The organism is Halomonas sp. KX33721 (assembly GCF_001596805.1).
Lineage (GTDB): Bacteria > Pseudomonadota > Gammaproteobacteria > Pseudomonadales > Halomonadaceae > Vreelandella > Vreelandella aquamarina.
In genome coordinates, this window is sequence record NZ_LVIA01000027.1 from 20,033 (window position 1) to 46,066 (window position 26,034).

The window sequence follows — 26,034 nt, forward strand, 5'->3', positions numbered from 1 at the left end:
ACCCCGCTACTAAGTGCAGCGGGGTTTTTGCATTAGCTCTTAGAGGCGTAGGCGTACAGCAGGGTTTCCTGAGCGCTGATCGCGTCGCCGCTGCCGGGGTCCTGTAGCTGGTAGCTGCCGTCGCTTTGCAGTAGCCAGCTCTGGCAGTTATCCACCAGGTAGGTCTCCAGGTCTTTGCGAACGCGGGTGGCGAGTTTCTTATCCAGCAGCGGGAAGCAGGTCTCTACCCTGTGGAACATATTGCGCGACATAAAATCCGCGCTGGAGCACCAGGTTTCTGGCTTGCCGTCGTTATGGAAGTGGAACACCCGGGTGTGCTCAAGGAAGCGGCCAATGATCGAGCGTACGCGAATATTGTCGGATACGCCGGGGATGCCCGGCTTCAGGCAGCACATGCCGCGAATGATCAGATCGCACTCCACGCCCGCTTGAGAGGCGCGATATAGCGCTTTGATCAGCTTGGGTTCGGTCAGCGAGTTGCACTTGATGATGATATGGCCGCGTTTTCCTTTACGTGCCACCTGGGCTTCCCGATCAATCATCTCGACTAAGCGCTCGTGCAGCGTAAAAGGCGCATGTAGCAGCGTATCAATCTTGCGTGCCCTGCCCATGCCCGAGAGCTGCTGAAAGACTTTATGCACATCCGCGCATAGGGCTGTGTTGGCGGTCAGCAGGCTGTAATCGGTGTAGAGCTTGGCAGTTTTGGAGTGATAGTTGCCGGTGCCCAGGTGCGCGTAGTGGCGCAGCTCACCTTTTTCTCGGCGCACGATATGCAGCATCTTGGCGTGGGTCTTGTAAGCCATAATGCCGTAAATCACGATCGCGCCTGCTTCTTGCAAACGTGACGCTAGCTGCAGGTTATCCGCCTCGTCGAAGCGTGCCCGCAGCTCAATCACCACCGTCACCTCTTTACCCTGACTAGCAGCGTCGACCAGCGCGCTGACGATGGGGGAGTCTGAGCCGGTGCGGTAAAGCGTTTGCTTGATGGCCAGCACATCCGGGTCCCGGGCGGCTTCCCGCAGCAAATCCTCAATGGGAGAGAAGGACTGGAAGGGGTGGTGCAGCAATATATCGCTTTTAGCAATGGCACTAAACAGACTGCCGCCTTTCAGCGCTTTGGGCACGCTGGGGGCAAACGGGCGGTAGAGCAGCTCGGGGCGGTCCACATCGCCCAGCACTGCCATCATGCGGGTCAGGTTTACGGGCCCCTGAACGCGATAAAGATCACCGCTCTCCAAGTCAAACTGGCGCAGTAGGAAGTTGGTCAAATCGTCCGGGCAGTTGTCGGCGACTTCCAAACGCACGCCGCTGCCGTAGCGCCGGGCCAGCAGCTCCCCACGCAGGGCCGAGGCAAGATCGGATACCTCTTCAGGATCAACGGTCATATCCGCGTTGCGGGTCAGGCGGAACTGGTAGCAGCCCTGCACGCGCATGCCAGGAAAGAGCTCTTCGGCATGGGCGTGGATCATCGACGATAAGAACACATACTCGGAAAAACCTTCCGCGCACAGCTCTTTAGGCAGTGCCATCAGGCGCGGCAGCGAGCGCGGCGCGGGCAGAATCGCCATGCCGCCCGCTCGGCCAAAGGCATCTTTGCCTTCAAGTTCGACAATAAAGTTGAGGCTCTTATTCACCAGCCGTGGGAACGGGTGTGATGGGTCCAGGCCAATGGGGCTAATCACCGGCATGATTTCGTTATCGAAAAAGTCTCGCACCCAAGCTTTTTGAGCGTCGGTCCACTGGTCGCGGCGGCGGAAACGCAGCCCCTGGGCTTCTAGTGCAGGCAGTAGCGTGTCGTTGAGAATCTCGTACTGACGGGCAATCTGTTGGTGAGCAATCTCGGAAATCTCAGCCAGCACGGCTTTGGGCAGGCGGCCATCAGCAGCGGTGGTGTCATCGCCCAAGGCCATTTGATGTTTTAATCCCGCCACACGAATCTCGAAAAACTCATCCATGTTGGAGGAGAAAATCAGCAGGAACATTAGCCGGTTGAGCAGTGGGTGCGCATCGTCTAACGCCTGCTCTAATACACGAATATTAAACTGTAGGTGAGAAAGCTCGCGGTTAAAGTAGAGCTGTGGATCGTCAAGGTCAGCTTTAGTATGTGACTCTTTTGCTTGAACCCCGGTGGGTGTGCGGTTAATACGCAGCGATGCAATATCGGCTTCGCCGCTCATTTGCTCATTGGGCGGTACTGGTAATGCTGGCGTGGAATCTATAGCGTTGTCGTCCATGGTTGCCCCCGCGGTAGTGGTTCTGCCCATCATAGCGTTTTAACGTTTATTAGGGTGAGTATGCAGGGGGAAGATGACAAATAGGTGTCACTGATTTGTCATCTTAATGGCATAAATGACGGTTAACGCTGCAGCAGGCGAGCGGCCTCTAGGGCAAAGTAGGTCAAGATGCCGTCGGCCCCAGCGCGCTTAAAGCACATCAGCGACTCCAGAATCACTGGCTCCGCTTCTAGCCAGCCGTTATCGAACGCTGCACGGTGCATGGCGTACTCACCGCTGACCTGATAGGCAAAGGTGGGAACCTGCAGCTCGCTTTTCACTCGGCGTACCATATCCAGGTAGGGCATGCCCGGTTTGACCATGACCATGTCGGCACCTTCGGCAATGTCCATGGCCACTTCGTGCAGCGCTTCATCGCTGTTGGCAGGGTCCATCTGATAGGTACGCTTGTCCGCTTTGCCCAGATTGGCGGCTGAGCCGACCGCATCGCGGAAGGGGCCGTAATAGTGGGAAGCATACTTGGCGCTGTAGGCCATAATGCGCACGTTATGCAGATGCTCCTGCTCCAGCACTTGGCGAATGGCACCAATGCGGCCATCCATCATATCGGAAGGGGCCACTACATCGGCGCCTGCTTCCGCGTGGGAGAGCGCTTGTTTGAGCAGAGTGTCGACGGTGCGATCGTTTTGAACGTACCCCTGCTCATCGAGAATGCCGTCCTGCCCGTGGCTGGTATAAGGATCGAGGGCCACATCGGTAATGATCCCCAGCTCGGGCAGCGCCTGTTTGAGCGCACGCACGCTGCGCTGTACGAGGCCACTGGCGTTGTACGCCTCTTCGGCCAGCTCGCTTTTCTGCTCAGGGCCAATCACCGGGAATAGAGCCAGCGCGGGGATGCCCAGGGCATAGGCTTCGCGGGCCTGCTCGATCAGCAGGTCGATCGACAGACGCTCGACACCGGGCATCGAAGCGACTGCTTCACGCTGATTCTCGCCTTCCAGAACGAAGACCGGCAGGATGAGATCGTTGGGCGTCAGCGTCGACTCTTGCATCAGGCGGCGAGAAAAATCGTCCCGGCGCATGCGGCGCATTCGGGTGGCGGGGAAGTGGCGTGGGGTTGAAGTAGTCAACGGCTCTCTCCAGGCAATCGCAATGTGGGTGCCCCGTTCAGGGCTTGGTGTGAGTATATCAGGCATGCCATGCAGCGAAAGCCGCCTTGTGGCAGCGATGGAGACTGACTAAAGTGAGCCATTCAGCCACATGGATGGCTTGGATAAGGAGAGAGGTATGACGAAGCAGGTAGCGGTCGTATTAGCGGGGTGTGGCGTCTTTGATGGTTCGGAGATCTACGAGACCACCTTGACGCTGTTGCGCTTGGATCAGTTGGGCATCGGTTATCGCTGCTTTGCCCCGGACGTGGCGCAGCACCATGTGATCAATCACCTGGACCAATCGCCGGTGGAGGGGGAAACCCGCAACGTACTGCAGGAGTCCGCGCGTTTGGCCCGTGGCGATATCAGCCCGATTACCGAGCTGGAGGCAGACGACTTCGATGCGGTCATCGTGCCGGGTGGTTTTGGGGTGGCTAAAAACCTCTCTGATTTCGCCATGCAGAGCGACAGCATGCAGGTATTGGAGAGCGTCAAAGAGGCGTTAGCCGGATTTAAAGAGGATGCCAAGCCCATCGGTTTAATGTGCATTGCCCCGGTGATGGTTCCGCGCCTGTTGGGCGATGGCATTGCGGTCACCATTGGGCATGATCCGGGCGTCGCCGGGGCCATTAGCGCGATGGGTGGCCTGCATCGCAGCTGTGGCGTAGAAGAGATTGTGGTGGATCATGAGCATCGTGTAGTGACAACGCCAGCATATATGCTCGCTACGCGTATCAGTGAAGCCGCTACCGGTATTTTTAAGCTGGTAGACCGCATTGATGAAATGATGGGCTAAGTGTCAGCGCTTAGTAGGGGAAAAGCCTCTGTCATCCTGGGATGACAGAGGCTTTTTAGTACCGGGCACGCAGAGAGCTTACGACTCCTGATCTTCGGCGTCTGCTTCTGCGCGGCGCTTGCGGACCAAGCGGCCAAAGAGCAAACCAACCTCATATAAAAGATACATAGGGATCGCTAGCAGGCTTTGGGATATGACATCCGGCGGTGTCAGTAGCATACCCACCACAAAGCAGCCTAAAACAATGTAAGGTCGCTTTTTGGAGAGACTCTCAACGGTTGTGGCACCAGATAAAATCAGCAGGAAGGTGGCAATGGGAATCTCAAAGGCCACCCCAAACGCAAAGAACAGCTTCAGTACAAAGTTGAGGTACTGGTTGATGTCGGTCATTACCGCAACGTTTTCCGGGCCGGTTTGGGTGAAAAACTCAAACAGCAACGGAAACACCACGTAGTAAGCAAAGGCCGCACCGGCATAAAACAACGCCACGCTGGATACTAAAATCGGTATGGCCAACATTTTTTTCGTTGTCGTAAAGCCCTGGCGCGACGAAGGCCCAGGCCTGATGCAGCACAAAGGGGATAGCAATAAAGACCGCCACCACCAGGGTGAGCTTGAACGGCGCTAAGAAGGGAGAAGCCACCTCGGTGGCAATCATCTGTGAGCCTTCTGGGAGCAGCGACATCAGTGGGTCGGCCACAAAACTGTAGATGTCGTTCGCAAACGCGTAAAGCCCCAGAAACACCACCAGAATTACCACAATGGCCTTCATCAAGCGCGAACGCAGTTCGATGAGGTGCTCAATGAGAGGCGCTTGGCTTTGGTCGTTATGCGGCTCCGGGGAATCGCCAGACATACTCATTGGTGGTTGCTATCCTTTTGATGATCGGCCTTGTCAGTGGGGGCTGGGGTATCTTCACGCACCGTTTGCAGCGCGTCGTCTAGCCGGGCACTGGCGCTTGCTACTCGCTGCTCGGTCGCTTGCTGATTAGCGGTCGCATTGCTGCTGGACGAGGGAGACTCGGCAATGCTCTCCACGTCCTGCTTGGCTTTCTTCAAGCTATCGTCGAGCTTCTTCTGCTGCTCGTTCAGCTTTTGCCGCAGCTCTTCCGCTTCCAGTTGGGCGCTGATCTCACGCTGCATGCCGGATACCGTACGCTTGATCTTGCCGATCCATAGCCCTGCCGTGCGTGCCGCTTTGGGCAGCCGTTCAGGGCCGAGCACCAGTAGCGCCACGATGCCAATGAGCATGAGTTCAAGAAAGCCGATATCCAGCATGGCTTATTTGCGCTCTTCGTTACGGTCAGCAGCAGCGCGTTTCTCTTCCGCCTGTACGTCGTAGGTATTGCCGGCTTCTTCGTGGCTCACTTTCGCTTGAGGCTGGTCGGCGTCTTTCTTATCGCCCTCTTTTTCCTCTTCGTGCATGGCTTTCTTAAAGCCCTTCACTGCACCGCCAAGGTCGGTGCCCACGTTACGCAGTTTTTTAGTGCCGAAAATCAGGATGATAATGCCCAGAACAATCAGCAACTGCCAAATACTGATACCACCTAACATATGCATTTCCTCATGGGAGCAGGGTTAACGTTGTGATCGGGACGCTTTCTCGTCGTGGCCAGAGACCCCGAACCGTCGAGCGAGCTCATCGAGTACTCGCTGGTGGTCGAGATCCAGATGCGACAGCATGACAAGGCTATGAAACCACAGGTCGGCCGTTTCGGCGATCAACGCTTCACGGGCCTCGTCGCTGCCGTGCTCGGCGTCTTTGGCCGCCAGCAGCGTTTCGGTGGCTTCTTCGCCGACTTTTTCGAGTATCTTGTTCAAACCCTTATGATGCAAGGAGGCAACATAAGAATCTTCTGGATTAGCGTGGCGGCGCTGCTTTAAAACCTCAGCAAGGGCGTCAAGCACAGGAACATGGTTAGCGTCGGTCATGGTGTTCTCTTTATCAATCGGCGGCGTCGTTTCGTCAAGTGATTGCATCGTGTCAGTGCCAAAGCAGCAGGATTAAGCCGGCACCCGCAGCCGCGAGTATCGGCCAATCCTGAGTGGCAGCCCAACTACTGAGTGGCTGCCAAGCCAGCGCAATAGCGACTAGGGCCAAGCCAATGCGCAGCCGGTGCTGGCGCTTACCTTGCTGACTCATTTGGCGGCGCATCTGGCTGATCGCTGTCACTTGCTGATGGCGCTGACGGTGCTCATGCTCCATGCGGCTAAGCGCCTGATGGGCAAGCACCGGTAGTTCGGGCAGTTGATGAGAAAGCTCCGGCGCTTGGCGCTTGAGGGACTCCCACAGCCCGCCAATGCCTGCCCGCTCTTTCATCCACTTCTCTAAATAGGGCTTGGCGGTGCTCCAAAGGTCCAGGTCGGGGTAGAGCTGGCGGCCCAGGCCTTCAATATTGAGTAGCGTCTTTTGCAGCAGCACCAATTGGGGCTGCACTTCCATATTAAAACGCCGAGCGGTCTGGAAAAGCCCGAGCAGCACCTGTCCAAAAGAGATGTCCTTGAGCGGCTTCTCTAAAATGGGCTCGCAAACTGTGCGGATAGCGGCGGCAAATTCGTTGGCGCGGGTGTTTTCACCTACCCAGCCCGATTCAATGTGCAGCGCAGCGACCTCGTAGTAATCCTGATGGAAAAACGCCAGCAGGTTACGGGCAAGGTAGTCCTGATCTTCCCGGGTGAGGCTGCCGACAATGCCGCAGTCGATCGCAATATATTGCGGGTCTTCCGGGTCATCGCAGTTCACAAAGATGTTGCCGGGGTGCATATCCGCATGGAAGAAGTTATCGCGGAACACCTGGGTGAAGAAAATTTCCACCCCGCGCTCGGCGAGCTTCTTCAAATTTGTGCCCCGTGCGATCAGGGTGTCCAAATCGGCGACCGGCACGCCGCGAATGCGCTCCTGCACCATGACGTGGCGTCGAGTGTAGGGCCAGTAAATGGTCGGCACAAACAGCAGCGGTGAGTCTTTGAAATTACGCTTGAGCTGCGAGGTATTGGCGGCCTCTTTGTAGAGGTCCAGCTCGTCGAACAGTGTCGCCTCGTAATCGCGGATTACTTCGACAGGGCGTAAGCGCCTAGCTTCCGGCACTTTGGAAAGCAGTTTGGCGACCTGATACATCAAGCCCATGTCTTGACGCATGATGCGGTCAATGCTGGGGCGGATGATCTTGACCACCACGTCTTCGCCGCTGTGAAGTGTAGCGGCGTGGACTTGGGCAATTGATGCCGATGCCAATGGCACGCGATCAAAGGCGGCAAAGGCTTCTGCCAGCGTCATCTCCAGCTCGTTTTCTACCCGCGCGGCGGCTAGTTCGCCAGGGAAGGGCGGCACCTGATCCTGTAGGCGCTTCAGCTCGTCGGCGATATCTTCGGGCAGCAAGTCCCGGCGGGTAGAGAGCATTTGACCAAATTTAATAAAAATCGGCCCCAGCGCCTCTAGCGCCAAACGCAAACGCTCGCCGCGGCTACGCTGGCCCAGGGGCACTAGCTGCAGCGGCGACAGCTTCAGCAGCAAGCGCATCCATAGCGGTAGGCGTTCAGCGGGAATCAAAGTGTCTAAACGGTGCCGCGTGACGACCCAGACAATTTTAAACAGCCGCAGGCTCATCCGCGCTGCTCCTTAGGCGTTGATGGTTCCGCTGGCTGCGTGAGTCGCTTATGGAGACGGTTAAGTCGCGCTTCCAGACGGTCGGTGGCGATCTCAAGCTCGGTCAGGTGGTCGCGGAGCACGTCGCGCTGTTGGCGGCCGGGAAGCAGGCGAGCTTCCTCAAACACGTACTCCGATACGTCCTGCAGCAGCTCGTCTTTGGCACGCAGTCCCCAGCGGGCCGCACGTCGAATACCTTCCGCCAGTGAGTGAGCAGGCATATCGCCTAGCCAGCGCGCCAGCTCGCTCTCCCAATCAATATCCAGATCGAACAGCAGATCGCGGGTTGCTTCCAATAGGTGGATACGCCCGCGTACGGCCAGTTTCCCGTCGAACATCAGCCGCTCAATGGAAGCGCCGCTCAGCCATTCGGAGAGCGTTTCAGGCGTCAGTTCCACCACGGCATCAACGTCGGTCTCTTCCACCTCATCGCCATGTTGCAGATCAACGCCTGTCGCGTGGTAGCACAGAAGAAGCGCCAAATGAGGTTTCTCAAGCCGAACCAGCAGTCGACTGCCCGCTAGCGCCGCCAGCCGCGCAGGTGCGGCTGGATCGCGGGCAAGTAGAGCATTTAACGTGCGTTCACATCCGGCCAGCAGCAGGGTCGGGGTGATTAGCATGCTGACCTCTGGTGCCAGAGGATGATTGCTTGATGCTGCTGTGTCATAACTTGATGCCGCGGTGAAGGGCGACGATACCGCCGGTCAGGTTGGTGTACTCGACCCGTTCAAGGCCCGCGGCTTCCATCATGCCTTTCAGGGTTTCTTGATCCGGATGCATGCGAATTGATTCGGCTAAGTAGCGATAGCTTTCGCCGTCACCCGCCACCAGCTCGCCCATTTTGGGCAGCAGGCGGAAAGAGTACTCATCGTAGGCCTTGGAGAGCAGCGGGTTGTTGGGCTTGGAGAACTCCAGCACCAGCAGGCGGCCGCCTGGCTTGAGTACCCGTGCCATAGAACGCAGCGCGGCATCTTTATCGGTGACGTTACGCAAGCCGAAGGCAATGGTAATACAGTCGAAGCTGTTATCCGGGAAGGGTAGGCACTCGGCGTTGGCTTGAACGTACTCCACGTTGCCACCTACGCCGTTATCCATCAGCTTGTCGCGGCCAACGCGTAACATGGAGGCATTGATGTCGGCCAAAACGACTTTGCCACGCGGGCCAACTAAGCGGGAGAACTTTAGGGTGAGATCGCCCGTGCCGCCAGCGATGTCCAGTACATGGTGCCCTGGGCGAACGCCTGCACGCTCAATGGTGAGTCGTTTCCAGACCCGGTGAATGCCCATGGACATCAGGTCGTTCATCACGTCATAGCGGGCGGCCACTGAGTGGAATACATCGGCCACGCGAGAGGCTTTCTCGTCGACCGGCACTTCTTGGTAGCCGAAATGGGTAGTGCGTTTTTCGGTGGGGCTCATGGGGCTTTAGCTCCCGAGTTCGAGGCGGTAGTTGTCGACCGTTAGGTCATCGCAATAAGTAGTTGGCAACATTGTAGCCTTCCCGACCCCGGCTTGTCTGCGCTTCACCTGGGGCACCGCGTCACAGCTGCTTGAATTGAATGCCCGCAGGCTCGCGGGAGGCCCCTGCCTCTTCCAAGCGTTTGAGATAGTTCTGCCAATAGGCATCTTGATGTGTGGCAAGGTCAAACAGGTAGTTCCAGCTAAACAAGCCGCTGTCGTGACCGTCATCAAAGTGCAGTTTGAGCGCGTAGTTACCGGCCTGGGTAATATTTTGCAGGCCGACTTCCTTTTTACCGACTTGCAGAACGGCCGTGTCACCGCCGTGGCCGCGCACTTCGGCAGAAGGGGAGTAAACCCTTAACAACTCAACGGGCAGACGGTAGGTGTCACCGCTGGCATAGCCAAGCTCTAGCTCGCGAGCCTGTTTATGGTAGTGAACCCGTGTGGGCGTTGGAGCGTTCATGAATACGGGAACCTCGTGACGATAAGTAGCAAAAGCAGCCTGCCCGCAAAGCGGGCAAGCTGCCGGTGGCTATACCGATAGTAGCGCTTACAGAATATAGCGCGACAGGTCTTCGTCGACCGCCAGTTCGCCTAGCTGAGCGTTGACGTAGTCAGCGTCGATGACCAAGGGGCTATCCATATCACCACCCTTGAACGAAGCCTCTTCCAATAGGCGCTCCAGCACGGTGTGCAGGCGGCGAGCACCGATATTCTCGGTGCCTTCGTTCACTTGCCAGGAGATTTCGGCAATACGCTCAATACCGTCCGGGGTGAACTCAAGATCCAGCCCTTCAGTTGCCAGCAGCGCTTGGTACTGCTTGGTCAGTGAGGCAGAAGGCTCGGTGAGAATCCGCTTGAAGTCGCCCGGCGTTAGCGCATCCAGCTCAACGCGAATCGGCAGGCGGCCCTGCAGTTCCGGAATGAGGTCTGAAGGGCGCGACAGGTGGAAAGCACCGGAAGCGATGAACAGAATGTGGTCGGTTTTGACCATGCCGTACTTGGTCGACACCGTCGAGCCTTCAATCAGCGGCAGCAGGTCACGCTGCACACCTTCCCGAGATACTTCGCCCCCGCTTGACTGGCCGCTGCCCTTGGCGACCTTGTCGATCTCGTCCAGGAACACGATGCCGTGCTGCTCGACGGCTTCCACGGCGCGGGCTTTGATCTCTTCTTCGTTGACCAGTTTGCCAGCCTCTTCATCACGTAGTAGCACCAGCGCTTCTTTCACGGTCACCCGGCGCTGCTCACGCTTCTGCTGGCCCATGTTGGAGAACAGGCTCTGCAGTTGGCTGGTCATCTCTTCCATACCCGGAGGGGTCATGATGTCGATGCCTTGGCCGTGGGAGGAGATCTCAATATCGATCTCTTTATCATCCAACTGGCCTTCACGCAGCTTTTTGCGGAAGGTCTGGCGGGTGCTGCTATCTTCGCGGGGCTTATCTTCCTGGCCTCGGGGCGGCGGCAGCAGGGCGTCGAGTACACGGTCTTCAGCGGCGTCTGCGGCGCGGTGGCTAACTTCTTCTTTGGCATACTCGCGGACCATCTTGATCGCCGCTTCCATCAGGTCGCGGATAATCGACTCGACGTCGCGGCCCACGTAGCCCACTTCGGTGAACTTGGTGGCTTCTACCTTGATAAACGGCGCACGGGCCAGCTTCGCCAACCGGCGGGCAATTTCGGTTTTACCCACGCCGGTGGGGCCAATCATCAGAATGTTTTTCGGCGTAACTTCCGGGCGCAGCTCGTCGTCGAGCTGCATACGACGCCAGCGGTTACGCAGGGCAATAGCCACTGCGCGCTTGGCATCTTGCTGGCCGATAATGTACTGATCCAGCGCATGGACGATTTCGCGGGGTGTCATCTGGGTCATTAAAGTGGCCTCAACGTTCGTTGATGTTCAGCTCTTCGAGCGTCACGTGGTGATTGGTGAATACGCAGATGTCACCAGCGATGGCGAGGGATTTTTCGGTAATCTCGCGAGCAGACAGCTCAGTATTTTCGAGCAGCGCGCGGGCGCTGGCCTGGGCAAAGTTGCCGCCTGAGCCAATCGCAATAATGCCGCGCTCTGGCTCAACCACATCGCCGTTACCGGTAATAATCAGCGAGGCGCTGTGGTCGGCCACGGCCAACAGGGCTTCTAAGCGGCGCAGCGCGCGGTCGGTGCGCCAATCTTTGGCAAGCTCAACTGCTGCCTTGGTTAAATGGCCCTGATACTTTTCAAGCTGCGCTTCAAAACGCTCAAATAGGGTAAACGCATCAGCGGTGCCACCGGCGAAACCGGCCAGCACTTTGCCACGGTAAAGGCGGCGTACTTTGCTGGCATTGCCTTTCATCACGGTGTTGCCAAGCGAGACTTGGCCGTCGCCTGCGAGGGCTACTTGGTTACCGCGGCGAACGGAAACAATTGTGGTCATGGAGATAACTCCTTGGGGGAGACGCGCTCCCGATGACTGATCGGCCGCCTGGGCGGCCGTATAAAAAGCGATTCCCAACAAAATGCGGGCGGCTGATAAAAAATCAACCGCCCGCAAGCGAAAGCCATCAGATAAAGCGTGCCTGGCGCAGCTCAGCACGCTGTTAGTTAGTTCTGTAGCTGTATCAGCAGCGGCTCAATGCCTTGTGTGCTCATTAAGTCCTGAGCGCGGTTGAGCTCGCGGGTGTCGTCGTAGGGGCCAACCTGAACCCGGTGCCAGGTATCACCGTTGGCCTGCACTTCGCTGATCTGCGCTAGCAGGCTTAGGTTACGCAAACGACTGCGCAGCTGTTCGGCATCGCCAATCTCACGAAACGAAGCGGCTTGCAGCATATAGCGGCTGGGCGTGCTATTGCTGGCCGCGGGTGCCTGCTGAGCGGCAGCGGCCTGCTCGTTGGGGCGCGTGTTGGCGGCAATCACCTGAGCAATGGGGTCGTCAGCAGGCGTGCTGGTGGCGGTTTCTGTGCTATCGGTTGACGTGTCGGTTGCCGTATCGCTTGCGTCTGCATCACTGGCCGTTACGGTCGGGGGCGTGACGGTCGAGGGAATCGCTCCGCCGGGGGCGATGACTTCGGTTTCAGGCAGCAGCGTGTAGAACTCGAACGTAGGCATGGAGGGCTCGGTGGGCGTTTCGGTTTGCCGCGCTGCGCTGCGCTCATCGCTACCCGCGGGTTTTGGCAGTACCGTCGCCTGAGGAACCTCCTGCTGATCTTGCCAGGGAGCAGTGCCGTGCTGGTGCTGGGCGAGGAAAAAACCAGCGGCGACCCCGACAATCCCCCACAGCCAGCCGGGAATGCGTAGCCCGCCCCCAGAGCGGCGGGCGGACTTACGCTGCGACGTGGCTCCACGGCGGGTGGGCTTAGTGCGCGGGCTGGCCATGAACTACATCTCCTCGGGTGCGCTAACACCCATAAGGTCCAGACCATTGCGCAGCACTTGGCGGGTTGCTAGGCCCAGGGCTAGGCGAGTGTTGCGCAGCGTGTCGTCATCGACCATCACTTTGACCGCGTTGTAGCAGGTGTGGAAGTCACCGGCCAAGTCCAGCAGGTACTGGGCGACTTGCTGCGGCTCGCGGTTCTTGGCGGCGTGTTCGACCACCTCCGGATAGCGGGCCAACCGGTTCAGCACCGCTTTCTCCTGATCGCTATCGAGCAGTGCCAAGTGGGCCGTGGCGATGCTGTGATCGAAGGGTTGGCCTGCCTCTTCGGCTTTGCGCAACATGCTGCACACCCGCGCGTGGGCATACTGAATGTAATACACCGGGTTGTCGTTGGACTGCGACCGGGCGAGGTCGATGTCAAAGGTCAACTGAGAGTCCGCGCGCCGTGCCGCCAGGAAGAAGCGCGTTGCATCACGGCCCACTTCATCAATCAAATCGCGAATAGTGACGTAGCTGCCTGCGCGCTTGGAGAGCTTCACTTCGACCCCAGAACGGGTGACCATCACCATCTGGTGCAGCACGTAGTCGGGCCAGCCTGTCGGGATGCCCACTTCCAGCGCTTGCAGACCCGCCCGCACCCGCGTCACGGTGGAGTGGTGATCGGCGCCCTGCTCGTTGATCACGGTGGTGAAGCCGCGCTGCCACTTGTCGAGGTGGTACGCCACGTCGGGTAGGAAGTAGGTGTAGCCCCCTTCGCGCTTGCGCATCACACGGTCTTTGTCATCACCGAAGTCGGTGGTACGCAGCCACATGGCGCCGTCTTTTTCATAGGTGTGGCCGTTGGCGACCAGTTTTTCGACGGTGGCCTCGACCTTGCCATCCTCGTAGAGCGAGGACTCCAGGAAGTAAACGTCAAACTCGACGCCAAAGGCTTTGAGGTCTAGATCCTGCTCGCGGCGCAGCCAGGCAACGGCAAAGGCTTGAATGGCATCTAAATCATCCGCATCCGCTTTAGCCGTTACTTCGCGGTCATCGGCGGTGACCGTTTTGCCCGCCATATAGTCGTTGGCGACATCCACGATGTACTCGCCGCGATAGCCATCTTCCGGCCAGCTGGCATCGTCGGGGCCGAGGCCTTTAGCACGAGCCTGAACGGAAAGTGCTAAGTTCTTAATCTGAGCACCCGCGTCGTTGTAGTAGAACTCGCGGGTCACGTCGTAGCCCGTGGCTTCCAGCAGTCGGCAAAGGCTGTCGCCAATCGCCGCACCTCGGCCGTGGCCTACGTGGAGCGGGCCAGTGGGGTTGGCAGAGACAAACTCCACCTGCACTTTCTCGCCTTTACCGATTAGGCTGCGGCCAAAAGCATCGCCGCTATCCAGCACCTGAGCAACGATTTGTGCAGCGGCGTCCGCGGCGGCAAAGAAGTTGATAAACCCAGGACCCGCAATCTCAGTTTTTTGAATGGCATCGCTGGCGGGTAGGGCGGCGACGAGGGTATCGGCCAGCTCGCGTGGCTTCATGCCGGAAGGCTTGGCCAACATCAGTGCGAGGTTGGTGGCGTAGTCGCCGTGGGCCTTGTCTTTGGTAGGGTCCACTTTGATCGTGGGCGTTAAGTCGTTGGGCAGCACGCCTTGGTGCTTAAGCGCGTCAACCGCGCCTTCGAGCAGAGAAATAATCGTATCTTTCATGTAAATATCCGGATGTCGTCGGTGGCGGCGTGTGCAGGCGCCCAGGTAATGCAGCGGCAAAGCGGTCATTATCGGCAATTGGCGCGCAGTTTCAAAGCCGTATTCCCTTAGGATAGGACTTGCGTTGGATACGAGCTCTGGCGGCTAGGCCAGGGTTTGTGGATCGATGTCAATCGACCAGCGCACTTTGCGCGCCTCGCGGTTGGCTTCTAGCCACTGCACCAGCCAGTTAGCGGCGGCGTGGCGGTGGCTACGTTTGTCAGCGGTGATCATAACGTGGATGTGGTAGCGGTTTTGGCGACGCTCCATGGGGGCGGGTACGGGCCCCAGGCAGCGCACTGGCACATTGGCGTCCTTCAGCCACTGGCGTAGCGCCTGGGCGGCCTGCTGGGCCAGCGCTAGGGCGGCGTGCTCTTGGGGGCTTTCGACACGTAGTAGGGCCATAAAGCTGAACGGTGGCAGTTTGGCAATGCGGCGCTCTTCCAGCAGGTTGCGGGCCAGCGCGCCGTAGCCATGTTCGGCCAGCTGGCCTAGGTGTGGGTCATCCGGGTGGAGGGTTTGCACCAGCACCCGGCCAGGGTGGGCGGCGCGGCCTGCGCGCCCCGCTACTTGCTCCAATAGCTGTGCGCTGTGCTCTAGGGCGCGAAAATCCGCCGCGTAGAGGCCGCCATCGGCGTTGACCACCACCACCAAGGTGACGTGGGGCAGGTGGTGGCCTTTGGCGAGCATTTGAGTACCCACCAGCAGGCAGGGCTCGCCGCGCTGAATCTCTTTGAGCACCTGCTCGAAGCTCTCTTTTTTGCGCGTGCTGTCGCGGTCAATGCGGTGAACAGTGGTGTCAGGGAACAGCCCTTGTAGCGTCTCCTCGGTGCGCTCCGTGCCGCTACCCAGCGCACGTAAATCGCCGCTGCCGCACTCTGGGCAGGCATCCGGCAGGGCACGGCGGCTGTCGCAGTGGTGGCAGGCCAGCAGCGGTGGCTGGCGGTGTAGCGTCATACGCGCATCGCACTGGCCACATTCGGCCATCCAGCCGCAGCTATGGCAGGCTAGGCTCGGCGCAAAGCCGCGCCGGTTGATAAAAATGAGTGCCTGCTTGCCCGCCGCGAGGGTGCTTTTGATGGCTTTGATGGCCCCCGGCAACAGCCCGCCTTGGCGACGTTGATGACGCAGGTCGATTAGCTCTAACTTAGCGGGCGGGTGACGGCTGGGCCGCTGAGTTAGCCGCAGGTGTCGATAAGCGCCCGTAAGCGCCTTCTGCAGGCTTTCAAACGAGGGCGTCGCGCTGCCCAGTAATAGGGGAATGCCGTGGTAGTGCGCCCTGGCAACAGCAAGGTCCCGTGCGTGGTAGCGCAGCCCGTCGTGCTGTTTATAGGAGCCGTCGTGCTCCTCGTCGACGATGATCGCGCCGGGGTTTGCCAGCGGGGTGAAAATGGCCGAACGGGTGCCGATAATCACCAGTGCGCGGCCGTTGGCGGCGGCTTCCCATACATCTAAGCGCTCTGGGTCGGTAAGCCCGGAGTGCAGCGCCACCACCGGCACGCGAAAACGGCTTTTGAACCGCGCTAGCGTTTGTGGTGTGAGGCCAATTTCGGGCACGAGCACCAGGGACTGCTTTCCTTTGGCAGCGAGCGCTTCGATGAGCTGTAGGTAAATCTCGGTTTTGCCGCTACCGGTCACGCCTTCCAATAAACAGGGGTGGTAGCCGTCGAGTTTTTCATGCAGCACGGATAGCGCAGTGGCCTGTTCACGGTTGAGCGGCAGCGACGGGGAGGCGAGTAAGCTTCCGCCGGTGGGTTGAGCGGCGGTGAGGGTAATCTCTTGGGGTTGGGTAAAGCCTTTTTTTTTGCAGCGCTAATAGCTGGTCTCGGGTGAAGCCGTGGGCGCTCACGGCGCGGCCCGGCAGCCCGTGAGGGTGCTGGCGAAGAAGCGCATAAAGCTCCGCCTGTTTAGGCGCGCGTGCCAGCGCTGTTTCATCGTTGGGTAGCGGAAGCCACAGGGTTTGGGTGCGCCCTGCCATAGGGTGGCCCTGGCGTAGCCTGGCGGGCATAGCGTGCTGCATGGTATCGCCCAGGCTGTGCTGGTAGTAACGCGCTGCAAACTGGCACAGCCACTGCCAGTCGCTGGGTAATGGGCCCTCATCCAGCGCTTCACCGATGGCCCGCAGCTGCGAGCGCGGTAATTCGCTGCCGGAAGCCAAAGACACCACCACTCCGACGACATCGCGGCGGCCAAACGGCACCCTTACCCGCAGCCCAGGCTGCCAGCCACAGGCGGGAGCCCTCGGTGCGGGTAAGTAGTCAAACAGGCGTCTTAGCGGCGACGGTAACGCGACCTTGAGCACCTGAAAAGCGCCCTTAGGCAGCCCAGGTGACGATGGCTGGGCAGAAACAGAATCGGACAATTGGCCTCCGGCGATTAGTTTGCTAGAATGCGCGGCCGCTCTGAATCTATCGGATGGAGCGGTTAACCGGTTAGCAGTTTTTCAAACCCGTATGCGGTGCCTGGCAACGGATCAGGTGGCGGCATATAGCTTATGAGGCTCAAGATGAAACAAGGTATCCACCCGAATTACAACACGGTCACCGCCAACTGTTCTTGCGGTGCAAGCTTCCAGGTCGGTTCTACCTCTGGTCAGGACTTCTCTCTGGACGTATGCTCCAACTGCCACCCGTTCTACACGGGCAAGCAGAAGCAAGCGACCACTGGTGGCCGCGTAGAGCGCTTCAACAAGCGTTTCGGCGCTGCTATCAAGCGCGGCTAATCCTAACGGATTAAGCCTATCGCAGGCACGCATTGTGCTCTGTGCAAAAGCCCACGCCACGGCGTGGGCTTTTTGTCCCTAAGGGACTACCCTTTTTATTAGCGTTCCTACTGCCTGAATGTGTTGCCACTTGCTTTACGGCACGTTGCTTGACGTGTTGCCCTCCTAACGCGGTTCTTTTTTCTACTTACTTGGTCATCTTTTCCACAGGGTGTTTTGACAACCAGGTGTGGATAACTATGTGTTGCTCTTATTGGAATTTATTTCCAAAAATACTGCGCTGCATCAATAAGGAAACCTTTATAGCTGATGGCTGGATGCATAAGTTGCAGCAAATAACGTGGAAAAGTTCCGAAATGGAAGGGAATGTGGCTAAAACGATCGTTTCGTAGGTAAGTTTACTACGTGCTTGAGGCGCCTAGGTTTTTTCTATATTCTGATACAACTTTTCTACTTTAGGCTGATGAGACCTTTACTATGACGGATGCAAATAAGCAGGCAGCTTTGGATTATCACGCTAAGCCGATCCCCGGTAAGCTTTCCGTGGAGTTGACCAAGCCCACCGCGACAGCTCGGGATTTGGCGCTAGCGTATAGCCCAGGCGTTGCTGAGCCGGTTCGCGAAATCGCTCGCGAAGCGGAAAATGCGTACCGTTATACCGGCAAAGGTAACCTAGTCGCGGTTATTTCAGATGGCAGTGCGATTCTGGGTTTGGGTAACCTTGGCCCGCTGGCTAGTAAGCCGGTATTGGAAGGTAAAGGCGTACTGTTTAAGTGCTTTGCGGGCATTAACTCCGTTGATATCGAAGTAGACGCTGAAAGCCCGCAGGCGTTTATCGACACCGTTGCCCGCATTGCCGACACCTGGGGCGGTATTAACCTGGAAGATATCAAAGCGCCTGAGTGCTTTGAGATCGAAAAGACGTTAGTTGAACGCTGCAACATCCCTGTATTCCACGATGACCAGCACGGCACGGCAATTGTGACCGCTGCGGGCATGCTCAACGCGCTGGATATCGCGGGCAAGCGGATTGAAGACGTGAAAATCGTCTGCATGGGCGCCGGGGCGGCTGCTATTGCTTGTATGCGCCTGCTGATCTCCTGCGGTGCTAAGAAAGAGAACTTAGTGATGCTGGATCGTCGTGGCGTCATTCACACTGAGCGTGACGGCATCAACGAGTACAAAGCGGAGTTCGCCCGCGATACCGACATGCGCACGCTGGACGATGCCATCGACGGCGCGGACGTGTTTATCGGCCTCTCTGGCCCGGGCCTGCTCTCTGCAGATCAGGTGAAGAAAATGGCCGCTGACCCGGTGATTTTCGCCTGCACCAACCCCGACCCGGAAATTCACCCGGACGTAGCCCGCGAAGCGCGCCCGGATGTGATCATGGCCACCGGCCGTTCGGACTTCCCGAACCAGGTGAACAACGTGCTGGGCTTCCCGTTCATCTTCCGCGGCGCGCTGGATGTGCGCGCCACGCGTATCAACGAAGCCATGAAGCTGGCGGCGGTGCATGCACTGAAAGACCTGGCCCGCGAGCCGGTTCCCCAGGAAGTGCTGAACGCCTACGAGCGTACCGAGATGAGCTTCGGGCGTGATTACATCATCCCCACGCCGGTGGATATCCGTCTGCTGGCGCGCGTGTCATCTGCAGTGGCCCAGGCAGCGGTCGACTCTGGCGTGGCCCGCAAGCCGTACCCGGCTCACTACCCGCTGAAAACCATTAATGACGTGTATGGTGGGTAATTAACAAGGCCACTTAGGTCAGGGCAGCCCGTAACGGGGGTCTTTCGCCATGGCCGAAAAATGCTCCCTGCAATTTCGGTATTTCCACCATCCATGGCGGTCAGATGGCGAAAGTAGCGCCCAAGGACGGGTTTACAGCGCCCCCCGTCTAGGGTTGTGCTGACCGGTATTTTACAACGCCCGCACACTGCGGGCGTTGCTGTTTTTAGAGGTGTTTAGAGCAGAGGTTCAAGACTGCGGATAGCGCACCAACCCCTCCTGCGCCGTCGTGGCGACTAAACGCCCATCGCGGCGATAAATATGGCCCCTCGCCAAGCCCCGTGCGCCACCACTCCAGGGGGAGTCGATGGCGTACAGCAGCCACTCATCTAGCCGCGTATCTTCGTGCAACCAAATCGCATGGTCGAGACTGGCAATGCGCAGTTTCGGGTCGGTGTACTTGATGCCATGAGGAATCAGTCCGGTGGTCAGCAGGTTGAAATCTGACGCATAAGAGAGCAGATGACGATGCAGTGTCGGGTCATCCGGGAGCGGTCCACCTGCAAAGCGGAACCACAGGCACTGACCGGCCGGTGACGCGCTGTCCGGCTTATCCTTCAAGTGCAAAAACTCGATAGGGTGGCCGGGGAAGCGCGCGTGTTTGGCATCGCCGCTCTCTATAAGCGCTTCCGGCGTGGGCACTTCTGGCATGGCCCGCTGATGATTGATGCTCTCTTCAGCGCTCTGAAAAGAGGCGCTGCAGAAAAAGATCGGTCGCCCTTTCTGAATAGCCGTCACCCGCCGTGTGGTAAAGCTGCCGCCGTCGCGAATGGTATCGACCTGATACACCACCGGGCGGTGCGGGTCGCCTGGGCGCAAAAAATAGCCGTGCTGGGAGTGCGGGCGGCGTTCATCCGGCACCGTGCGCGCCGCTGCGGCCAGTGCCTGGCCCAACACTTGGCCGCCATACAGTTGGGGAAAGCCTAAATCTTGGCTCTGGCCTCGAAATAGCGTCTCTTCAAGGGTTTCAAGCTCTAACAAGTTGACCAGTGACTTCAGCGCGTCGTTCATTCTCTGTATCCTTGGTGCTGTCTGTTTTCCCGCCGATGATTGCAAGTATACCCAGTGCGGCCATCACGCTATTAAAACGATCGTTTTGCTACCTTAGCGGAGTTTGCCTTGATACGCAGCGATGAATTTTACATGCACCGCGCTATGGACCAAGCGCACCTGGCGTTTACCAACGGAGAAGTGCCGGTGGGCGCGGTGGTGGTGGATACCCAGGGGGAGATTATTGGTGCTGGCCACAATGCACCGCTGGCAAGCTGCGACCCCAGCGGCCACGCCGAGGTGCGTGCGCTACGCGAGGCGGGGCAGCGGCTGGGCAACTACCGTTTAGAGGGCTGTACGCTGTTTGTAACGCTAGAGCCCTGCATGATGTGCGCAGGCACTATGGTGCATGCGCGCATTGCCCGTTTGGTATACGGCGCGCCCGAGCCACGCACGGGCATGGTGGAGTCAAAGGCCAACCTGCTTGCTCAGCCCTGGTTTAATCATCAGATAGAGATTACGGGCGGCGTGCTAGCAGTGCCGGCCAAAAGGCTGCTCAAGCAGTTTTTCGCTGAAAAACGTTAGCGCGCGATTACTGCTCAACCGGCGGAATAATATCGAACAGCAATAATGGTTCTTCACTGGCTGGCGTTTGCTCTAGCTGGAAAAACTGTTGTCGGCTGCGCTCCACATACTCAATCATCTCGTAGTAGCGGCGGATGTTGCGCACATAGATGACCGGCTCGCCGCCACGGGCATAGCCGTGGCGGGTTTGGCTATGCCACTCTCGTTCCTGTAAGAGCGGGAGCGCCGCACGAACGTCCTGCCAGCGATCCGGATCGCCGCCGCGCATCTCGGCAATCTTACGCGCATCGTAAAGGTGGCCAAGGCCTACATTGTAGGCTGCCATGGCCATGTAGAGCCGGTCATCCCCGGTAATGCTGTCTGGAAGCCGGTCTTTAATACTGCGCAGGTAGCGCGCGCCGCCATCAATACTCTGTGCAGCATCGGTGCGGTCGGCTACGCCCATTTCGCTGGCCGTGGGGTTGGTCAGCATCATCAGGCCGCGAACCCCGGTGGGGGATACAGCGGTCGGGTCCCAGTGCGACTCTTGATACCCGACGGCGGCCAGTAGCTTCCAATCAAAGCCGGTATCGCGGGCCGCTTGCTTGAATAGCTCGGTGTAGTTGGGCAGACGTTCGTCAAGGTGGGCGAGAAACGTTCGAGTGCCCACGTACTCAAGATAGTCATCGTGGCCAAAATAGCGACTTACCAACTGCTCCAGGGTGCCGTTCTCTTGCAGCTCCTGGAGAAATTGATTGGCGGCTTCTAATAATCCAAGTCCGCGGCCGCTAGGAACCGCCCAGGCCAGAGAGAGCGGCTCGCCTAAAAAGAAGCCGCGTTCGACGTTAGGGAAAAACAGCCGGTTCAAACGAAACTGATGATCAAAAATAATCGCCGCATCCAGGGTGCCGCTCTCTACCCGCGCCAGTAGTTCGGCCACTTCAAGCTCGTGAGACTCTTTCCAAGTAAGGCTGGGGTAGTCACGCTGCAGTGATAGCAGTGCCTGACTGGTGCCCGCTTCGCTTAGCGTGCCAAGTTCCAGGTCGACAAGATCTGCCGGTTCATCAATGCCGTTGAGCCCGCGGCGATACACCACCAGCGGCTGCATCTGAATGATGGAGCGGGTGTAGTGAATGCCTGGTGAATCCGCCAGCAGGGGGAGGGCCGCGGCACCTAAGTCGCCCTGCTCGCGCACGGCGGGGAGCACGCTCTCCGGGTGGTGGCTTGCGTTCAGGTTGAGGCTAACTCCCAGGTAGTCCGCAAAGCGGTGCATCAACTCATACTCAAAGCCAGTCGGCCCCTGGCGGCCTTCGTAATAGGTGGTAGGTGTGTTGCGAGTGTGAATAGTGATGAACTCTTTTGCATTAATTTGCGCTAAATGTTCACCGCTTGGTACCGACGAACTGTGCGGCACCAAAATAAGCAAAAGTGTCGCGATCATCGCGAAATACGCCCGGTAATAGGCGATAAAGTGTTGGTAAATCAATGTCGGCATGATGTCTTGTCAACATGGAACAGTCTGCCACGATACCCAGCCTGATAGACGCTGTCACCTTGTTGATTTCGTGTGGCCGTCGCTTTCCAGTATCATAGTGGGATTGCCGCTTTGCGGCCCGGTGATTTCCTGCTCGAACTCTCCCTGCTTTAGAGGCTCCCAGATATGCTCGAACTGCGAGGCGCACCCGCCCTTTCTGCCTTCCGCCATGAACGGCTGTTAACGGTGTTGCGTGACCGTGTTCCGGAGGTGGAGGCACTGTCTGCCCATTACGTCCACTTCATTGACCACCACGAAGAGCTCGATCATGCCGCCGAGGCGCGGTTGGCGAAACTGCTGGAGTACGGCAGCCGAGACAGCCAAGAGATTCCCGACAACGCCCAGCGCTTTTTGGTCGTCCCGCGTTTAGGCACCCAGTCACCGTGGTCCTCTAAAGCAACCGACATTGCCCACAACTGCGGGCTTAGCCAGATCAGCCGCATTGAACGCGGCATTGATTACCGCGTAGAGCTGCGCGGCGCACCCAGCACAGAACAGCTGGAAGCGATTAGCGCGCTGCTCCATGACCGCATGACCGAACACGTACTGGCCGACGTAGCCGAGGCGGGCAAACTGTTTGCCCACCACTCGCCTGCGCCCCTTGGCAGCGTGGATATTCTGGAAGGCGGTCGCGACGCTCTTGTCACGGCTAACCGCGAACTTGGCCTTGCGCTGGCAGACGATGAGATCGACTACCTGGTAGCCGCCTTTATCGAGCTAGGCCGCAACCCCAGCGATGTTGAGCTGATGATGTTCGCCCAGGCGAACTCTGAGCACTGCCGCCACAAAATCTTCAATGCAGATTGGGTCATCGACGGCGAAGCCCAGAGCCACTCGCTGTTTAAGATGATCAAGAACACCTTCGCCACGTCACCGGATAACGTGCTCTCTGCGTACAGCGATAACGCGGCGGTGATCAAAGGCAGCCACGGCGGACGCTTCTTCCCCACGCCGCTCACCGGTGCCGAGGGCGAGCGTGCCAGCTACGATGCCCATCAAGAGCCGATCCACATTCTGATGAAGGTGGAGACCCACAACCACCCCACGGCCATTGCGCCGTTCCCCGGTGCGGCCACCGGCTCTGGCGGTGAGATTCGGGACGAAGGCGCGACCGGCATCGGCGGCAAGCCGAAAGCAGGTTTGTCCGGCTTTACCGTCTCTAACCTGCGCATTCCTGAATTTGTTCAGCCCTGGGAAGCCTTCGACTACGGCAAGCCCGAGCGCATGCAGTCCGCACTCAATATCATGCTGGACGGCCCGATTGGCGGTGCCGCGTTCAATAACGAGTTTGGCCGCCCCAACCTGACCGGCTACTTCCGCACCTACGAGCAGGATGCGCTCGGCGAAGGCGGCATTGCGCGTCGCGGCTACCACAAGCCGATCATGATTGCCGGTGGCTACGGCAACATTCGCGCACAACACGTGCAAAAAGGCGAGATCCCGGTCGGCGGCAAGCTGATCGTCATGGGCGGCCCGGCGATGCTGATCGGCCTGGGCGGTGGTGCGGCCTCCAGCATGGCCTCCGGTGAGTCCAGCGCGGACCTGGACTTCGCCTCTGTGCAGCGGGAAAACCCGGAAATTGAGCGCCGTGCCCAAGAAGTCATCGATCGCTGCTGGGCGCTGGGTGAGAAAAACCCGATTCGCTTCATTCACGACGTAGGCGCGGGCGGGCTGTCTAACGCCCTGCCGGAGCTGGTAAAAGACGGCAACCGTGGCGGTCTGTTCGACCTGCGTGCGGTGCCCAATGCCGAGCCGGGCATGAGCCCGCTGGAAATCTGGTGTAACGAAGCCCAGGAGCGCTACGTACTGGCAGTAGCCCCTGAAGACTTGGATACCTTCGACGCGCTGTGCAAGCGCGAGCGCTGCCCTTACGCGGTAGTGGGCGAAGCCCAGGCGGAGCACCACCTGGAAGTGCGCGACGGCCACTTCGAGACCAAACCGGTCGATCTGCCCATGAGCGTGCTGTTTGGCAAGCCGCCGAAGATGACCCGTTCGTTTGAGCGCCAAACCCCTGAGCTCTCGGGCGTCATGCTGGATAACCTGGACCTGCGCGAAGCGATGGATCGGGTGCTGCGCCTGCCCACGGTGGCCTCGAAAAGCTTCCTGATCACCATCGGCGACCGTTCCATCACCGGCCAAGTAGCTCGCGATCAGATGGTCGGCCCCTGGCAGGTGCCGGTGGCCGACGTAGCGGTCACCACCGCCAGCTTCGATACCCATGCCGGTGAAGCCATGGCCATGGGCGAGCGCCCGCCGGTGGCGCTCATCAACCCCGCCGCCAGCGCGCGCTTAGCGGTGGCAGAAGCAATTACCAACTTAGCCGCCGCGCCGATTGCCAAGCTGTCGGATATCAAACTCTCTGCCAACTGGATGAGCGCCGCCGACCACCCCGGTGAAAACCAGGCGCTGTACGACGCCGTTCATGCCGTCGGCATGGAGCTATGCCCGGCGCTTGGCATCGCTGTACCGGTGGGCAAGGACTCGATGTCCATGCGCACTGCGTGGCAAGAGGGCGAGGATGCCGAAGAGAAGAGCATTACCTCGCCGCTGTCGCTAGTGGTCACAGGTTTTGCGCCGGTGACCGACGCGCTGGCGACGCTGACGCCGCAGATCAACCTGGAACAGGACGAGTCTGATCTGATCTTGATCGACCTGGGGAACGGCCAGAACCGTCTTGGCGGCTCGGCGCTGGCGCAGGTCTATGGCCAAGTGGGCGATGAGTGCCCCGATGTGGACGACCCGGAAGATCTGAAAGCGTTTTTCGAAGTGATCCAAGGTCTGAACCGCGACGGTAAGCTGCTGGCTTACCACGACCGCAGCGACGGTGGCCTGTTGGTGACGCTGCTGGAGATGGCTTTTGCCGCGCACGCCGGTCTCGAAATCAAGCTCGACTGGCTGATCGACGAGCCGGTAGAAGCCTTCAACGCGCTGTTCTCTGAAGAGCTGGGGGCGGTGATCCAGGTAAGCCGTGAGCACACCGAAGAGGTGCTGACGCAGTTCGCCATGGCCGGTATCGAAACCTGCGGCGTGATTGCTCGCCCGCGTTACGACGACCAAGTGCGTGTCACGCTGTTCGAAGAGCCGCTGCTGGAGACTACCCGTCAGCTAACCCAACGCACCTGGTCCGAGACCAGCTACCGCATGCAGGCGCTACGGGATAACCCGGAATGCGCGAAGAACGAGTTCGACAACCTGCTCGACGTTCGCGACCCGGGCCTCAGCGCCGCACCGACTTTCGATATCAACGACGATATCAGCGCGCCGTATATCAACACCACCAAGCCGGCGGTGGCCGTGCTGCGCGAGCAGGGCGTCAACGGTCAGGTAGAGATGGCCTGGGCCTTCCACAAAGCGGGCTTCGATGCGGTGGACGTGCACATGAGCGACATCCTGGAAGGCCGTGTCTCCCTGGAGGAGTTCAAAGGCTTAGTGGCCTGTGGCGGTTTCTCCTACGGCGACGTGCTGGGAGCAGGCGGCGGCTGGGCGAAGTCAGTGCTATTCAATGAACGCGCCCGCGAGCAGTTTGAAGCTTTCTTCAACCGAGACGACAGCTTCTCGCTGGGCGTGTGTAACGGCTGCCAGATGCTCTCGCAGCTCAAAACGCTGATTCCCGGTGCGGAAAACTGGCCTGCCTTTGTGCGCAACGAGTCCGAGCAGTTCGAGGCCCGCGTTTCCATGGTTCGGGTCGAGAAGAGCCCCTCGATTCTGCTGGCGGGTATGGAAGGCTCCAAGCTGCCCATCGCTGTGGCCCACGGGGAAGGCCGCGCCGAGTTCCGCGATACGGCGCACCTGCGCAGCATGCAGTCGAGCAGCCAAATTGCCCTGCGCTATATCGATAACTACGGTCAAGTCACTACGCGCTACCCGGCCAACCCCAACGGCTCCCCGTCGGGCATTACCGGCCTGACCACGCCGGATGGCCGCGTGACGATCATGATGCCGCACCCCGAGCGGGTGACCCGCGCGGTCACCAACTCCTGGCGTCCGGCGAAGTGGACCGAAGATGGTGCATGGCTGCGCCTGTTCCGCAATGCGCGGGTATGGCTGGGCTAACGTCATGTGATC

General features: G+C 58.9%; 20 protein-coding genes and 2 pseudogenes. 5 read left to right on the top strand and 17 right to left on the bottom strand.

Annotated elements, in window-relative coordinates; all coding sequences use genetic code 11:
- Window positions 1-32: 32 nt before the first annotated feature.
- Window positions 33-2,234 carry a polyphosphate kinase 1 gene (gene ppk1 / locus A3220_RS10795; protein ID WP_062374815.1) on the bottom strand — a complete coding sequence of 734 codons (2,202 nt, stop codon included), beginning with the start codon at window positions 2,232-2,234 and terminating at the stop codon, window positions 33-35.
- A 122-nt stretch (window positions 2,235-2,356) separates the two neighbouring features.
- Window positions 2,357-3,364, bottom strand: coding sequence for a porphobilinogen synthase (hemB, locus tag A3220_RS10800; protein WP_062361945.1), 1,008 nt, complete (start codon window positions 3,362-3,364; stop codon window positions 2,357-2,359).
- A gap of 157 nt (window positions 3,365-3,521) precedes the next feature.
- Here hemB and elbB point away from each other — a divergent pair, with 157 nt between their 5' ends.
- Window positions 3,522-4,181, top strand: a complete 660-nt coding sequence (elbB, locus tag A3220_RS10805) for an isoprenoid biosynthesis glyoxalase ElbB (RefSeq protein ID WP_062361948.1) — start codon at window positions 3,522-3,524, stop codon at window positions 4,179-4,181.
- Window positions 4,182-4,259: 78 nt separating this feature from the next.
- On the opposite strand, the pseudogene tatC reads toward elbB, so the two are convergent.
- The 13 genes and pseudogenes from tatC to A3220_RS10870 form a co-directional block, all read right to left on the bottom strand.
- Window positions 4,260-5,043: pseudogene (gene tatC, locus A3220_RS10810) on the bottom strand (twin-arginine translocase subunit TatC).
- Window positions 5,040-5,459: a Sec-independent protein translocase protein TatB gene (gene tatB, locus A3220_RS10815; protein ID WP_062361956.1), complete on the bottom strand. Its 420-nt coding sequence runs from the start codon at window positions 5,457-5,459 to the stop codon at window positions 5,040-5,042. The pseudogene tatC and the gene tatB overlap by 4 nt, the downstream one beginning before the upstream one ends.
- Window positions 5,460-5,462: 3 nt before the next feature.
- Complete coding sequence (gene tatA / locus A3220_RS10820) at window positions 5,463-5,735, bottom strand: Sec-independent protein translocase subunit TatA (RefSeq protein ID WP_044630489.1); 273 nt, start codon at window positions 5,733-5,735, stop codon at window positions 5,463-5,465.
- A gap of 24 nt (window positions 5,736-5,759) precedes the next feature.
- The gene (locus tag A3220_RS10825; RefSeq protein WP_062374859.1) at window positions 5,760-6,113 is read right to left on the bottom strand and encodes a phosphoribosyl-ATP diphosphatase; all 354 of its coding nucleotides are present in this window, start codon (window positions 6,111-6,113) and stop codon (window positions 5,760-5,762) included.
- 52 nt (window positions 6,114-6,165) lie between these two features.
- The gene (ubiB, locus tag A3220_RS10830) at window positions 6,166-7,788 is read right to left on the bottom strand and encodes a ubiquinone biosynthesis regulatory protein kinase UbiB (protein ID WP_062374817.1); all 1,623 of its coding nucleotides are present in this window, start codon (window positions 7,786-7,788) and stop codon (window positions 6,166-6,168) included.
- The gene (locus A3220_RS10835; RefSeq protein WP_044630491.1) at window positions 7,785-8,447 is read right to left on the bottom strand and encodes an SCP2 sterol-binding domain-containing protein; all 663 of its coding nucleotides are present in this window, start codon (window positions 8,445-8,447) and stop codon (window positions 7,785-7,787) included. The genes ubiB and A3220_RS10835 overlap by 4 nt, the downstream gene beginning before the upstream one ends.
- Window positions 8,448-8,490: 43 nt before the next feature.
- Window positions 8,491-9,246, bottom strand: coding sequence for a bifunctional demethylmenaquinone methyltransferase/2-methoxy-6-polyprenyl-1,4-benzoquinol methylase UbiE (ubiE, locus tag A3220_RS10840; RefSeq protein ID WP_062361961.1), 756 nt, complete (start codon window positions 9,244-9,246; stop codon window positions 8,491-8,493).
- A 121-nt stretch (window positions 9,247-9,367) separates the two neighbouring features.
- A complete protein-coding gene (locus tag A3220_RS10845; RefSeq protein WP_054641528.1) occupies window positions 9,368-9,751 on the bottom strand; it encodes a DUF971 domain-containing protein in 384 nt (127 codons plus the stop codon).
- An 87-nt stretch (window positions 9,752-9,838) separates the two neighbouring features.
- Complete coding sequence (gene hslU / locus A3220_RS10850; RefSeq protein ID WP_062374819.1) at window positions 9,839-11,161, bottom strand: ATP-dependent protease ATPase subunit HslU; 1,323 nt, start codon at window positions 11,159-11,161, stop codon at window positions 9,839-9,841.
- Between the two features lie 10 nt (window positions 11,162-11,171).
- On the bottom strand, window positions 11,172-11,705 hold the full coding sequence (gene hslV, locus A3220_RS10855) for an ATP-dependent protease subunit HslV (protein WP_044630495.1): 534 nt from the start codon (window positions 11,703-11,705) through the stop codon (window positions 11,172-11,174).
- 167 nt (window positions 11,706-11,872) lie between these two features.
- Entirely contained in the window at window positions 11,873-12,643 is a 771-nt protein-coding gene (locus A3220_RS10860; protein WP_062374821.1) for an SPOR domain-containing protein, read from the bottom strand.
- Between the two features lie 3 nt (window positions 12,644-12,646).
- Window positions 12,647-14,332, bottom strand: coding sequence for an arginine--tRNA ligase (argS, locus tag A3220_RS10865; protein WP_062374861.1), 1,686 nt, complete (start codon window positions 14,330-14,332; stop codon window positions 12,647-12,649).
- Window positions 14,333-14,476: 144 nt separating this feature from the next.
- Window positions 14,477-16,694: pseudogene (locus A3220_RS10870) on the bottom strand (primosomal protein N').
- A 183-nt stretch (window positions 16,695-16,877) separates the two neighbouring features.
- On the opposite strand from A3220_RS10870, the gene rpmE reads away from it, so the two are divergent.
- Entirely contained in the window at window positions 16,878-17,093 is a 216-nt protein-coding gene (rpmE, locus tag A3220_RS10875; protein ID WP_044630499.1) for a 50S ribosomal protein L31, read from the top strand.
- A gap of 477 nt (window positions 17,094-17,570) precedes the next feature.
- Entirely contained in the window at window positions 17,571-18,842 is a 1,272-nt protein-coding gene (locus tag A3220_RS10880) for a malic enzyme-like NAD(P)-binding protein (RefSeq protein ID WP_062374823.1), read from the top strand.
- Window positions 18,843-19,070: 228 nt separating this feature from the next.
- Here the strand turns inward: A3220_RS10880 and A3220_RS10885 are convergent, their stop codons facing one another.
- Complete coding sequence (locus A3220_RS10885; RefSeq protein WP_062374825.1) at window positions 19,071-19,892, bottom strand: acyl-CoA thioesterase II; 822 nt, start codon at window positions 19,890-19,892, stop codon at window positions 19,071-19,073.
- A gap of 111 nt (window positions 19,893-20,003) precedes the next feature.
- Here A3220_RS10885 and tadA point away from each other — a divergent pair, with 111 nt between their 5' ends.
- On the top strand, window positions 20,004-20,456 hold the full coding sequence (gene tadA, locus A3220_RS10890) for a tRNA adenosine(34) deaminase TadA (protein WP_208596167.1): 453 nt from the start codon (window positions 20,004-20,006) through the stop codon (window positions 20,454-20,456).
- Between the two features lie 7 nt (window positions 20,457-20,463).
- On the opposite strand, the gene mltF is transcribed toward tadA, so the two are convergent.
- Complete coding sequence (mltF, locus tag A3220_RS10895) at window positions 20,464-21,930, bottom strand: membrane-bound lytic murein transglycosylase MltF (protein WP_054645112.1); 1,467 nt, start codon at window positions 21,928-21,930, stop codon at window positions 20,464-20,466.
- A 165-nt stretch (window positions 21,931-22,095) separates the two neighbouring features.
- Between mltF and purL the strand changes: the two genes are divergently transcribed.
- Complete coding sequence (gene purL / locus A3220_RS10900; protein WP_062374829.1) at window positions 22,096-26,022, top strand: phosphoribosylformylglycinamidine synthase; 3,927 nt, start codon at window positions 22,096-22,098, stop codon at window positions 26,020-26,022.
- Window positions 26,023-26,034 lie beyond the last annotated feature (12 nt).

Bases quoted from the DNA above. Each gene is read 5' to 3' on its own strand.
- hslU (WP_062374819.1), bottom strand. From the start codon at position 11,161: ATGACCCAGATGACACCCCGCGAAATCGTCCATGCGCTGGATCAGTAC.
- tatA (WP_044630489.1), bottom strand. From the start codon at position 5,735: ATGTTAGGTGGTATCAGTATTTGGCAGTTGCTGATTGTTCTGGGCATT.
- mltF (WP_054645112.1), bottom strand. From the start codon at position 21,930: ATGCCGACATTGATTTACCAACACTTTATCGCCTATTACCGGGCGTAT.
- tatB (WP_062361956.1), bottom strand. From the start codon at position 5,459: ATGCTGGATATCGGCTTTCTTGAACTCATGCTCATTGGCATCGTGGCG.
- ppk1 (WP_062374815.1), bottom strand. From the start codon at position 2,234: ATGGACGACAACGCTATAGATTCCACGCCAGCATTACCAGTACCGCCC.
- hslV (WP_044630495.1), bottom strand. From the start codon at position 11,705: ATGACCACAATTGTTTCCGTTCGCCGCGGTAACCAAGTAGCCCTCGCA.
- rpmE (WP_044630499.1), top strand. From the start codon at position 16,878: ATGAAACAAGGTATCCACCCGAATTACAACACGGTCACCGCCAACTGT.
- A3220_RS10825 (WP_062374859.1), bottom strand. From the start codon at position 6,113: ATGACCGACGCTAACCATGTTCCTGTGCTTGACGCCCTTGCTGAGGTT.
- A3220_RS10845 (WP_054641528.1), bottom strand. From the start codon at position 9,751: ATGAACGCTCCAACGCCCACACGGGTTCACTACCATAAACAGGCTCGC.
- elbB (WP_062361948.1), top strand. From the start codon at position 3,522: ATGACGAAGCAGGTAGCGGTCGTATTAGCGGGGTGTGGCGTCTTTGAT.
- A3220_RS10860 (WP_062374821.1), bottom strand. From the start codon at position 12,643: ATGGCCAGCCCGCGCACTAAGCCCACCCGCCGTGGAGCCACGTCGCAG.
- purL (WP_062374829.1), top strand. From the start codon at position 22,096: ATGCTCGAACTGCGAGGCGCACCCGCCCTTTCTGCCTTCCGCCATGAA.
- ubiB (WP_062374817.1), bottom strand. From the start codon at position 7,788: ATGAGCCTGCGGCTGTTTAAAATTGTCTGGGTCGTCACGCGGCACCGT.
- argS (WP_062374861.1), bottom strand. From the start codon at position 14,332: ATGAAAGATACGATTATTTCTCTGCTCGAAGGCGCGGTTGACGCGCTT.
- ubiE (WP_062361961.1), bottom strand. From the start codon at position 9,246: ATGAGCCCCACCGAAAAACGCACTACCCATTTCGGCTACCAAGAAGTG.
- A3220_RS10880 (WP_062374823.1), top strand. From the start codon at position 17,571: ATGACGGATGCAAATAAGCAGGCAGCTTTGGATTATCACGCTAAGCCG.
- A3220_RS10835 (WP_044630491.1), bottom strand. From the start codon at position 8,447: ATGCTAATCACCCCGACCCTGCTGCTGGCCGGATGTGAACGCACGTTA.
- A3220_RS10885 (WP_062374825.1), bottom strand. From the start codon at position 19,892: ATGAACGACGCGCTGAAGTCACTGGTCAACTTGTTAGAGCTTGAAACC.